Source organism: Candidatus Angelobacter sp., assembly GCA_035607015.1.
Classification (GTDB): Bacteria; Verrucomicrobiota; Verrucomicrobiia; order Limisphaerales; family AV2; genus AV2.
In genome coordinates this window covers 1-11,226 of sequence record DATNDF010000054.1, presented here as the reverse complement: position 1 = coordinate 11,226, position 11,226 = coordinate 1, and the positions used below count along the sequence as shown (strand labels likewise).

Here is an 11,226-nt window from a genome sequence, read left to right as displayed (position 1 = left end):
TGCACAAACCACTTGAAGCCATGCGGCTCTACTATCAGAAACCGCTTCGGGTCGAGGAACTCGCGAGGCTGGCGGGCATGAGCATCACGAACTTTTTCCGCAATTTCAAGGCGGCGACCGGCACCAGCCCCATCGACTGGCTGCGCCGCGAGCGGATCAATCAGGCCAAACACCGTCTGTTGGAGACGAATACTTCCATCGCGAAAATCGCCGAGGAAACCGGATACTACGATCAGTTTTATTTCAGTCGCGATTTCAAGCGCATGACCGGCGTCTCTCCGTCCCAATACCGGCAGCGAGAACGGGCTCAGAAAAAACCGCCGGCCGCGATCTGAGCCTGGGAGATCGCAGCACGCGCCAACTACACCTCAAAATCGAATATGGCGACGTCTTCAATCAGCGGCAGCACTTCGGTTTTGATCCGCTCATGCTCCGGGTGCGGCAGGTAGGCGTCCCGCGCCGCGGCGTCAGTAAAGGTCATCACGAAGCCGTGCGTGTAGCCTTTGTTCAACCCCTCGGGACTGTTGTTCAATCCAGCGACGTAATCCTCAATGCCCGGCACGTTTTCACTCAACTCCATCAGTTCATCGAGAACCTTTTGAACCTGCTCGTCGGACGTTCCCTCTTTGAACTTGAAGAGGGCGATGTGCTTGATTTTGGCCATATTCGTTTGGTATAAAATAAATGCGGGCCGGAGTCTGCGGGAAATCCCGCGCAACGTAAAGCCCGCATCTCAAGAAAATCCGCCCGCGGCTACTTCGCTGCCAGCGCGGCCTCAATGGCCCCGGTCACCTCGGGCGCGTCCGGTTTCGTCTGCGATTCGAACCTCTTCAGTATTTTGCCGTCGCGGCCGACCAGGAATTTTCCAAAGTTCCACTTGATATCCCCCGGATACGGCGAGTTCTTGCCGGTCAGTTCGGCGTAAAGCGGGTGCTGTTCAGCCCCCTTGACGTGGAGCTTGGCAAACAGCGGGAAGGTCACGTCATAATTTTCCGTGCAAAACTTTTTGATTTCGTCGGGCGTGCCCGGTTCCTGCGCGCCGAAATCATTACAGGGAAAACCGACGACGGTGAATCCCTTGTCCTTGTATTTCCGGTGGATGGCTTCCAGCGCCTTATACTGCGGGGTGAAACCGCATTTGGACGCGACGTTGACCACCAGCAACACCTTGCCTTCATACTCCTTGAGGGATGTGTCCTTTCCGTTGATGTCTTTCAAGGGAATCGAATACAGCGAAGATTTCGAATCAGCCAGGACAACCTGGATGGCCAAAACTACGAGCACCAAGACAATTGATTTCATGCGCGCCAGTATTGCCGTCACCACGGGATTGTCAAACGACGAAAACGGCCCGCACAATCCGCCGTTCTGCCGTCGCCCTCCGGAAATAACGCGTCGGACGGAATACTTCAGCCGGTCCGCCTGCGATGGCCGACCGCATTCATCCAAGGCCCGCGGCCTCGATCGCCGCGGACAAGGCGCCGACCAGAAGATCGGGAAAGCAGCCCAACGCCAGGACCCCGAGCGCAATGATAACAACGCCCACAACAAACGGCGGGGTGGCCTGAACCGGCGAAACCTCGGTGGATGGCTCGCCGACGTAAATCCGCTTCAGCACCATCAGGTAGTAGTAAAGCGACACTGCGCTCATCGCGATCGCGAAGATCACCAGCCAGAGCAGACCCAGGTTTTTCGGCTCCGCATTCACAGCTGCGGTGAACACGTAAAACTTCCCGAAGAACCCCGCCAGCGGCGGAATGCCCGCCAAGGAAAGCATGAAGACCATCATACACAACGAAATGAGCGGAGCACGGCGGGAAAGGCCGGCAAAACTGGCCAGCCGCGCGTCGCCCGTTTGCGCCTCGACAACCGAGACAACCGCGAAAGCGCCGAGCACGGTCAATCCGTAGGTCACGACATAATAGACCAGCGCGGCGACCCCCTGCGGTTGATTGCTCAGCACGCCCAACAACGCGTAGCCTCCGTGCGCGATGGCCGAGTAGGCAAGCAGCCGTTTCACGTTGCTCTGGGCGATCGCGGCCAGATTGCCCAGCAGCATTGAGAACACGGCAATGACCGCCAGCAGCGGCACCCAGCCGGCTGAGAACGCGCGCCAGCCGCCGTCTCCTTCCGCGCCGGCAAATCCCAGCATCATCACTTTGGCCAGGATGAAAAAACTCGCGACCTTGGACCCTGACGCGATGAACGCCGCGCTCGGCGTCGGCGCGCCCTGATACGCGTCCGGCGCCCAGAGATGAAACGGAACAGCGGCGACCTTGAATCCGAATCCGATCACGACCATCACGATGGCCGAGGCCAGAAGCGGATCGAGTCCCCTCCCCTTCAGCGCGGCCGCGATCCCGCGCAATTCGACCGATCCGGACAGCCCATAAAGCAGACTCAGCCCGAACAGCATGAAGGCCGCCGCCATGCCCCCGAACAGAAAGTATTTCAAGGCGGCTTCGGCGGATTGAATGCTACGCTTGTTGAACGCCGTCAGGACGTAGAGAGAAAGGCTGATGAGCTCGAGCGAAAGGAAAATCATCAGCACGTTTTCCGATCCCACCATGAACATCATGCCGACGGTCGCCAGCAACAACAGGGCAAAGTATTCTCCGCTGTGCGCGGTAAACGTGCCATCGATGGAAGTCCAGACTGCAAAAATCGTCAGCACCAGCACCGACTGTTTTACCAGTCGTGTCAGCGGATCGACAACGACGATTCCGCGCAGGAAATCCGGCGCGGCGTGTTGCTCGACCTGGAACGTCCAGAACAGCGCGATACCGCAACCCGCCGCCGCGATCACCGCCAACGCCAGCCGGCGCCAGCGTCCCTCCACCGACCGCATGATACCCAGATCGACGAACAACACGACAAGCGCCGTGATGGACACGATGGTTTCCGGCATGGCCAGCTTGAGAATGTCGAAGTAACCGGCCCCGTTCACAACACACCCGCCTTTCTCAATCCGTCAAACAAAGAGGAATTGAAGCTCGGAATGATGATGTCCAGCAACAGTCCCGGAAACAGCCCGATGATCAGCGCCGCCGCCATCAAAATGACCGCGCCGATGCGTTCCGGAACAGAAACCCGATCAAATTTCTGATGCCCCCTGCCCGCGCCATCGCCCGGGCTCTGGCCATCGGTTGGAGAGGCGGGCTGGGCAACGGGTGGTAATTCGCCGAAAAACGCCTTTTGCAAAACACGCAGGGTGTAAGCCACGCCAATCAGAATTCCGAGGCCCGCCAGCACCGCCAGGGTAGGAAACGCCCGCCACGCTCCGATGATGACCTGTAATTCGGCGACGAACCCGCTGAAACCTGGCAGGCCCATCGAAGCAACACTGGCGATGACGAATGTTGCTGCGGCGAACGGCATAGTTTTGCCCAACCTCAGCGTTTCCAACTCCCCGAGGTCGCGCGTGTGCGTCCGGTCATAAACCATCCGTCCAACGACGGCGAACAGCAGTCCGGCGATGATGCCGTGGGAAAACATTTGCAGAACCGCGCCGCTGAATCCGATGTCATTCAGCGTCATCAGCCCGAGCAGCACAAAGCCCATGTGGCTTACGCTCGAATAGCCGATGACGAATTTGAAATCCTTTTGCACCAGCGCCACCATTGCGCCATACACGATGCCAACGACCGCCAGCACCGCGAGAACGTCACGCCACGAGTGCATTCCCATCACTCCGAAGCTCCAATCACCCAGTCCTTCCGGAAACAACGTCATCGCCACGCGCAAAGATCCGTACGCGCCGAGTTTCATCACCACGCCCGCCAGCAACATTGACGCGGCTGTTGGCGCGGCCACGTGACCGGTTGGCGCCCAGGTGTGAAACGGCCACATGCCCGCGAGAATCGCGAAGCCCACGAACACCAGGGGGAACGCCCACATCTGGAAGCTGTGCGGGAACGGAAACTTCGCCAGTTCGGCGAGATCGAACGTCTTTGCCCCGGCCGTGACGAATGCCGCGATCAACCCGACCAGCACCATGGCGCTGCCGACAAACGAGTAGAGCGCCAGCTTCATCGCGCCGTATTCCTTGCGCGTCGAACCCCAGATCGCGATCAGGAAATATTTCGGAATGATCGCGAGTTCGTAGAAAACGAAGAGCAGAAACAAATCAAAACTGAGGAACACGCCATAGACGCCGCCAATCAGCGCGAGGTAAAAGGCGAAAAACTCCTTCGCACGATGCTCTACGTTCCAGGAAAACAGGATTCCCGACACGGACGCGAGGCCGGTCAGCAGGACAAGCGTCAGACTGATTCCGTCCGCCGCCAGATGAAAATGAATGCCGAGCTTCGGGACCCACGGTGCGTCGCAGAACGTCTCAATGCCGGTGCTCCCTTTCACGACGCCCATCAATGCGACAACGAACCCCAGCAGCGTCGTCAACAGCGCCACGATCCGCGCCGCCCTCGCGTTCTCACGCGGCAGCAATGTCAGGACCGCAACCCCGACGAACGAAATGTAAATCGTCCAGGTTAACATTCTCGATAGGGACCGCCGGACAAATCCTGATACGCAGACCGGAGGCTGACGTCCCCACCGATCGTGTCGCGTCCTTTGAGGACCGGATTTGATTCGCGCCTGTCCATGTTCATCCGTGATTAAAATCTCAGTTGCGCCACCAGTTGTACGACCGTCGCGTTGACGGCTCCAAGGGCAAGCTGGGGGCAAACGCCGAGCACAAACATCAACAAAATTGCCGGCAGCACAATCCAGCGTTCCCGCGTTGAGAGGTCTTTGAATTCCGGCCATTTGTCGTTCAGCGGCCCGTTGAAGACCCGTTGAATGACGGTCAAAATGAACACGGCGGTGATCAGCAGCCCGAGCGTGGACAGCGCGGTCGCCCACGTCGCCAGCGGAAATGCGCCCTTGAAGATAAGGAATTCGCCGACGAACCCGTTCAGACCCGGGAGGCCGAGAGACGAGAAAAGCGTGATACCCATCAGGCCGCAGAAAACCGGCGCGACTTTGCGCAACCCGCCGAAGTCGTTCAATCCGCGCAGGCCGTCCGCGCGCCGTTCGACGAAATCGAGAAAGCAGAACACTGTGGCCGCGGTCAAGCCGTGATTGAACATTTGCAGCAGCACGCCATTCAGGGCCGCCGCCTTTTCCCGCGCCAGACCCGGGTCGTCGCCAGTCAGCCTTGCCACTGCGAAAACGCCGAGCAGACAGTAACCGAGGTGGTTGACGGATGAGTAGGCGAAGGTGCGCTTCAAATCCTTTTGTGCAAAGGCCGCCGCGGCCGACAGCACGATCGTGAGAACGCTCAGCCACAACAGCGGCGTCAACACAAGGCGCATTTGGTCGGGAAAAATCGGCAGCAGGATGCGCAGAAAACCATAGACGCCCATCTTGGACATTGCGCCGGTCAACAGCATCGTGACCGGCGTCGGCGCTTCCGAGTAGGCCAGCGGCAGCCAGGTGTGGAACGGCATCAACGGCACTTTCACGGCGAAACCCAGAAACGCGCCGGTGAAAATGACCAGAGCAAGCCGCTTCTGCGTGAGATCGTACCAACCGAGTTTCGCCGAGAACGCCGAAGCCAGCTCGCCGCTGCGTCCCAACTCGCCCAAACGAATGAAGTCGAACGTGCCGACCGCCTGATAAATCGCCAGAAACGACAGCAGCAGTGTGACGCTCCCGACCATTGTGTAGATGAAAAACTGCGTCGCAGCCGCGCCGCGTTGCGGTCCTCCCCAGAGTTTGATGAGAAAGAACGCCGGGATGAGACTCAGTTCCCAGAAAATGAACCAGTGGAAGAAATTCAGCGCCGTGAACGTGCCGAACAGGCCGCATTGAAGAAAGAGCATCAGCGCGTGATACAGCGGCGGCCGTTCAACGGCGTTCGACGATGCGAGCATCGCCATCGGCACGATGATCGCCGTCAGCAGAATCATCAACAGGTTGAGCCCATCCACGCCGACGAAATATTCGATGCCGAGTCTCGAAATCCAGTCGTGCCGCTCGGCGAACTGCAACTCGGCCGAGGCAGGGTCAAACTGTTTGCAGATCAACGCCACGAGGGCGAGCGAAACGAAACTGGATGCCAGCGCCAGACCGCGGGCCAGGCGGCTTCGCCGGACCCCTACCGCAATGACGACGAAGCCACCCGCAAGCGGCGTCAGCGTCAGCGCCGTGATCCAGGGAAAGCCGCTCATTTCCCACACCCCCAGGTCAGCAACAGCAGCAGAACGGTGAGCGACAATCCGAGGACACGAAGATAGTTCTGCACCTGACCGTCCTGCAGACGCGACAGAAATCCGCCTCCGTTCCGAACTCCCTTGCACGCTTCATCAAAGCCGGGATTGATCACATATTCGTCGATGAGGCGATTGAGCCAGGAAAGCCCCACCACGAGATGGGATGCAATCAGCACCAGTGTGTCGAGCGCGACGCTGTCGAGCCAGTGGCAGAAGCGGGAGAACCGCGCGTTAAGGCGGACAACGGTGGATTCGTACAATTCGTCCACGAAGAACTTGTCCCGTAGAACCCCGAACGCGCCCGCCTGGATTTCTTCGAGCGGGTCGGGCGCTTCCGCGGTTTTGGCAGGTCGCCGGCCGTACAGCCACCAGCCCGCGCCCAGTCCCAGCGCCACGACAAGGATTGAGATCAGCATCACAAACAATGCTTCCCAGCGGAAACCGGCGGTCACGGCGTGACCGCTTAAATAGCTTTGAAACCACGGCCAGAATGGCGTTCCGATCAAACTCAGCAGCACGGCGAACGCGGCGAGGATGACAAGCGGCCAGGTCATCACCGGCGGGCTTTCGTGCGGCCCGGCATACGCCAGTCCCCTGGGTGAAAACGAGGTCCGCGTGTCGCGGTTGTGTCCGAAGAACACATAACAGACCTGCCGCGTCATGTAGAACGCCGTCAGCAGCGCGCCGAACACGCCGAGGCAAAACGGCCACACCGACGGTTTCCACAGGAACGCCTCGTGGAGAATTTCATCCTTGCTCCAGAATCCCGAGAAAAAGAACGGCACACCGCACAAGGCCATCATGCCGACGGCGTAGGTCACGAACGTGACGGGCATGAAAATCCTCAGGCCACCCATGTTGCGGATGTCCTGTTCCTTGTGACAGCCGTGAATCACCGAACCGGCGCCCATGAACAAGAGCGCCTTGAAAAATGCGTGCGTGATGAGGTGAAACATCCCGACAGCGACGCCCCCGACACCGAGGCCCATCATCATGTAACCGAGTTGGGATACCGTGGAGTAAGCGAGTATCCGTTTGATGTCATTCTGCGCGACGGCGATGAGCGCGGCGAAAACGGCGGTAATGGCGCCAACCCAGGTCACCGCCTGCAGAGCCGCGGTATTCGCTGCCTCACCTTCGAGGTTCCCGCTCATCAACGGATAAACCCGCGCCACCAGAAACACACCCGCCGCCACCATCGTTGCGGCGTGGATCAGCGCGCTCACAGGCGTCGGACCCTCCATCGCATCGGGCAGCCAGACATGCAACGGCACCTGCCCGGACTTGCCAATCGCCCCGCAGAAAATCAGAAGGGAAATGCCTGTTGAAACCGTGATACCCACGGATGTTGTCTGCGCCACCAAGCGGGTGAGCGCGTCCTGTTCGAGACAGCCGTTGCCATTGTCATAGAACAGCAGCGTGCCCGTTTTCGCATAGAGCCACAGGATGCCGAGGAAAAATCCCATGTCGCCGATGCGCGTGACGATGAACGCCTTTTTCGCCGCGGCTGCCGCACTGGGTTTGTCATACCAGAAACCAATCAACAGGTACGATGACAGCCCGACCAGTTCCCAACTGATGAACAGAAGCAACAAGCTGTTCGAGATAACGATCCCGAGCATGGCGGCGGCAAACAGTGACAAGAAACAGAAGAAGCGCGTGAAATTCTCATCGTGTTCCATGTAACCGACGCTGTAGATGAAAATCAGCAGCCCGACGAACGTGACCATCACGAGCATGATCGCCGTGAGCGGGTCGAGCACCCAGCCCAGTTTCAGCGAGGCGTCGCCGAACTGCAGCCAGTTAACGTTGTGAATTTGACGCTCAACGTCCGCGCCGGCATGTCTGCCCAGCGTTCCGATGAACGCCCAGCATGACAACAGGAACGCGAGAGTCATCGAGCCAATGGCCAGGGTCGCCGCGAACTGGCGCTGCGGCCGTTTCGCCAGTGCCGTCACCCCCGCCGCCAGCAGCGGCAGCGCGGGAATCAACCAGAGGTTTTTTACAATCACGTCCATGGTTGCGTTTGTCCCTATAGATTCAATTTCCCTCTTGAGGGTTTTGCTATTTCCGCGGCCAAAACAATAGACACAAACGCCGCGAGCGCTTTGATTACCAAGTGAAACCCTCCCATCTCAAGTTCAAGTCTCGGGAGAACGCTCCAAGCGGCGGACAAGGAAAACACTTTGAACTCCCGATAGATCAGCCAAGCCACGTAGAGCGTTTCCCCAATCATAATGGCACCGATTGTACAAACGACGGCTGCCACGACTGATAGTTTCCCCCCCCGACGGCGAACCCGCTTGATCAGGAATCCTATCGGGCCACCCACGATAGCGGCCACGCAAACCAGCACCACCAACTCGACGATGCGCGGAACATAAATGACATTCGTCTTCAGAAGTTCAAAGAGAAGGTCATAACCGATCCATACCAAGGTCCAGCAAACTGCTCCGATGGTAGCAGCCACCGGCGTCAGAACCGAAATCGAGGCAACTCCTTCGGTTGAATCGCCCGGACGATTCCCCGATGAACTCAACCGCTCTTGCAAACATATCGGACAGATTTGGGCCACTTTTCCATCGATGCAGGTAAGGGATTCAACTTTGTTTCTACCACAGTAGAAACAAATATCCGGCAGAGGTGCCAACCCCGCCGTTTCCAATGAGGACAAGATTTCGTCGAGTAGTCGTTTTACCATTCCGCTTTCGAGGTAATTTTCTGCGTCAACAAAAGTGAGCCAGATTAATTTGTCTTCAAATTCGATCGTGATCTTTTTTTGCTCCATCAGTCGTACTATTTCATCGCAGAACTGAATCGAACCGACTTCTTTCATTTGGGCCAAGAACGGATGGCGGATCTGGAACAAAAGCAGAACCGAACCAGGGGATTCGATAAACTTTAGCCCGAAAGGGAAACCCCGCAGTTTGCCGACAAACAAATCGCCTTCGCCAGGCCTAAGCGCCAGCTCGTTCACAAGAACTGCGCGGTTGCCATGAGGTATCGTCATGAACTGTGCCCGGTTTATCCCTTCATCGAATCCATCTGATCCACATTTGTAGTCTTGTAATGCCGGTAGATCGCGATGATGAGCGCGAGGCCCACCGCCGCTTCCGCCGCCGCGACGCCAATCGAGAAAATCACGAACAGGATGCCGGTCAGCGCTTCCGGGTGCTCACTGAAACGCCAGAACGCAATGAAGTTCAGGTTCGCCGCGTTGAGCATGAGTTCAATGCCGATGAGCACAATGATGGCATTGCGGCGAGTCAATGCGCCCGCCAATCCGATGGCGAACAACAAAGCCGACAACAACAGATAACAAGGCAGCGGCGTCATGCGGTCTGGCAAATAAAAACTGCGGGAGGCGAAAACGGCAGCATTCTCCCCTGCGCCTTTTCACTTTTCCTGCGGTGCGGTTGGACGGTGGCTGTCATTTGGATTCCGGGGTCGCCTCGCGCATGGCGATGATGACCGCGCCAATCATCGCCGCGGTCAACAGCAATGCGATGACTTCCAACGGCAGGACGTAATCGGTCATGAGTTTTGTGCCGATGTTTTTCATGGCCACGTCGGCGGCGACATCCGACTTTGGTCCGCGCGGCAGAGAAACGGAGGCACTGGTGATGATGGCCATCGCCAGGCTGCCAAACGTCAGCGCGGCGATGGCCACCCCCATGAACCATCGTCCGGACACAACCGGTTGCGATGGCGATTCCGCTCCGCGCGTCAGCAATATGGCGAAGACGATCAGAATCGCGACCGCTCCGATGTAAACGAGGACTTGCGCCAGACCGACGAATTGCGCGCCGAGCTGGAGATACAACGCAGCCAGTCCGGCGAAGGCCGCCATCAGGCAAAGCGCGCAATGCACAAGGTTGCGCAGGCCCATGGCCGCGACCGCGCCGGCGGCCGTCACCAGGGCGAGGATGAAAAAGACAAGATTCATCGGATCATTCGGCAAATCGATAAGTACGCCTGCCGAGGTGCTGCCGGGCGGCCAGCCCGCGCGCCAGCAGATAGTACGGCACACCGACCATGGCGCCGCACACGAGCCATCGCACCGGCCCGGGCGATTCGAAGCGCCACACGCCGGCAGCGAAGATGTTGATGAGCGCCATGGGCAGCATGAACTTCCAGGCAAAATTCATCAGTTGATCAATGCGCAGGCGCGGCACCGTGCCGCGCACCCAGATGAAAAAGAAAATCAGCGCAACGATCTTCGAAAAAAACCAGAACCACGACGGCAGCCAGTCGAGCATCGCCAGAGGAGCGGTCCAGCCGCCCAGAAACAGCGTGACCGCCATGCCGCTGATCGCAAACATGCCCAGGTACTCCGCAAGAAAAAAGAGCGCGAACTTGAAGCCGGAGTATTCGAGGAAGTAACCGGCGATGATCTCCGACTCCCCTTCCGGCAGGTCGAACGGCGAACGGTTCGACTCGGCCATCGCCGCGATCACAAACAGAACAAAACCGGTGAGTCCCCAGGGCGTGAAAACGTGCCAGTGTGGCAGCTGACCCGAGTACTCCGCCTGCGCTCCGACAATCGTCACCGTCGAGAGCGAACCTGCGATCATCAGCACCGGGACCGCCGCGAGGATGAGCGGCACTTCATAGCTGATCATCTGGGCGATGGCGCGCATCGCGCCCAGCAACGAGTATTTGTTGCGGCTTGACCACCCGGCCATGAACACCGACAGCTCGGTGGCGGCGCCCACGGCGAAAAAGAACAACACGCCGGTATCAAGATCGATCGGCACCATGTTCCGCCCAAAAGGCAGAACGGCATACGCCAGAAACACCGGCACGATCAACACAATCGGCGCGAGGAAATGGACAATCCGATCCGCCGCGCGCGGCACCAAATCTTCCTTTGTGAGCGCCTTGATGCCGTCGGCGATGAACTGGCCGAAACCGAAAAGCCGCAGGTCCGTGAACGGCAGGCCGACGCGATTCGGTCCGTAGCGGTTCTGAATCCGGCCGATGGCCTTGCGCTCGATGACTGTTGTGACCC

At 58.5% G+C, this 11,226-nt stretch carries 11 protein-coding genes; 1 reads left to right on the top strand and 10 read right to left on the bottom strand.

Translation table 11 applies throughout. The features are described 5' to 3' along the window. Positions 1-335 (top strand): helix-turn-helix transcriptional regulator (locus VN887_02245; GenBank protein ID HXT38822.1); only part of this gene is annotated, 335 nt, incomplete at its 5' end. A gap of 26 nt (positions 336-361) precedes the next feature. On the opposite strand, the gene VN887_02240 is transcribed toward VN887_02245, so the two are convergent. The 10 genes from VN887_02240 to nuoH all read right to left on the bottom strand — a co-directional run. Next, complete coding sequence (locus VN887_02240) at positions 362-664, bottom strand: Dabb family protein (protein HXT38821.1); 303 nt, start codon at positions 662-664, stop codon at positions 362-364. A gap of 89 nt (positions 665-753) precedes the next feature. Next, complete coding sequence (locus VN887_02235) at positions 754-1,302, bottom strand: glutathione peroxidase (GenBank protein HXT38820.1); 549 nt, start codon at positions 1,300-1,302, stop codon at positions 754-756. Positions 1,303-1,441: 139 nt separating this feature from the next. After that, entirely contained in the window at positions 1,442-2,947 is a 1,506-nt protein-coding gene (locus tag VN887_02230; GenBank protein ID HXT38819.1) for an NADH-quinone oxidoreductase subunit N, read from the bottom strand. Further along, positions 2,944-4,497, bottom strand: coding sequence for an NADH-quinone oxidoreductase subunit M (locus VN887_02225; protein ID HXT38818.1), 1,554 nt, complete (start codon positions 4,495-4,497; stop codon positions 2,944-2,946). The genes VN887_02230 and VN887_02225 overlap by 4 nt, the downstream gene beginning before the upstream one ends. Before the next feature lie 119 nt (positions 4,498-4,616). Further along, positions 4,617-6,173: an NADH-quinone oxidoreductase subunit M gene (locus VN887_02220; GenBank protein ID HXT38817.1), complete on the bottom strand. Its 1,557-nt coding sequence runs from the start codon at positions 6,171-6,173 to the stop codon at positions 4,617-4,619. Continuing rightward, positions 6,170-8,233 carry an NADH-quinone oxidoreductase subunit L gene (nuoL, locus tag VN887_02215; protein HXT38816.1) on the bottom strand — a complete coding sequence of 688 codons (2,064 nt, stop codon included), beginning with the start codon at positions 8,231-8,233 and terminating at the stop codon, positions 6,170-6,172. The genes VN887_02220 and nuoL overlap by 4 nt, the downstream gene beginning before the upstream one ends. 14 nt (positions 8,234-8,247) lie before the next feature. After that, a complete protein-coding gene (locus VN887_02210) occupies positions 8,248-9,225 on the bottom strand; it encodes a hypothetical protein (GenBank protein ID HXT38815.1) in 978 nt (325 codons plus the stop codon). Positions 9,226-9,239: 14 nt separating this feature from the next. Continuing rightward, the gene (nuoK, locus tag VN887_02205; protein HXT38814.1) at positions 9,240-9,551 is read right to left on the bottom strand and encodes an NADH-quinone oxidoreductase subunit NuoK; all 312 of its coding nucleotides are present in this window, start codon (positions 9,549-9,551) and stop codon (positions 9,240-9,242) included. A 94-nt stretch (positions 9,552-9,645) separates the two neighbouring features. Continuing rightward, positions 9,646-10,161 carry an NADH-quinone oxidoreductase subunit J gene (locus VN887_02200; protein HXT38813.1) on the bottom strand — a complete coding sequence of 172 codons (516 nt, stop codon included), beginning with the start codon at positions 10,159-10,161 and terminating at the stop codon, positions 9,646-9,648. 4 nt (positions 10,162-10,165) lie between these two features. Next, positions 10,166-11,226, bottom strand: a 1,061-nt coding sequence (nuoH, locus tag VN887_02195) for an NADH-quinone oxidoreductase subunit NuoH (protein ID HXT38812.1), incomplete at its 5' end; no start/stop codon positions are given.

Excerpts from the sequence above, each read along its gene's own strand:
- VN887_02240 (HXT38821.1), bottom strand. The coding sequence starts at position 664 with ATGGCCAAAATCAAGCACATCGCCCTCTTCAAGTTCAAAGAGGGAACG.
- VN887_02235 (HXT38820.1), bottom strand. The coding sequence starts at position 1,302 with ATGAAATCAATTGTCTTGGTGCTCGTAGTTTTGGCCATCCAGGTTGTC.
- VN887_02225 (HXT38818.1), bottom strand. The coding sequence starts at position 4,497 with ATGTTAACCTGGACGATTTACATTTCGTTCGTCGGGGTTGCGGTCCTG.
- VN887_02220 (HXT38817.1), bottom strand. The coding sequence starts at position 6,173 with ATGAGCGGCTTTCCCTGGATCACGGCGCTGACGCTGACGCCGCTTGCG.
- nuoL (HXT38816.1), bottom strand. The coding sequence starts at position 8,233 with ATGGACGTGATTGTAAAAAACCTCTGGTTGATTCCCGCGCTGCCGCTG.
- VN887_02210 (HXT38815.1), bottom strand. The coding sequence starts at position 9,225 with ATGACGATACCTCATGGCAACCGCGCAGTTCTTGTGAACGAGCTGGCG.
- nuoK (HXT38814.1), bottom strand. The coding sequence starts at position 9,551 with ATGACGCCGCTGCCTTGTTATCTGTTGTTGTCGGCTTTGTTGTTCGCC.
- VN887_02200 (HXT38813.1), bottom strand. The coding sequence starts at position 10,161 with ATGAATCTTGTCTTTTTCATCCTCGCCCTGGTGACGGCCGCCGGCGCG.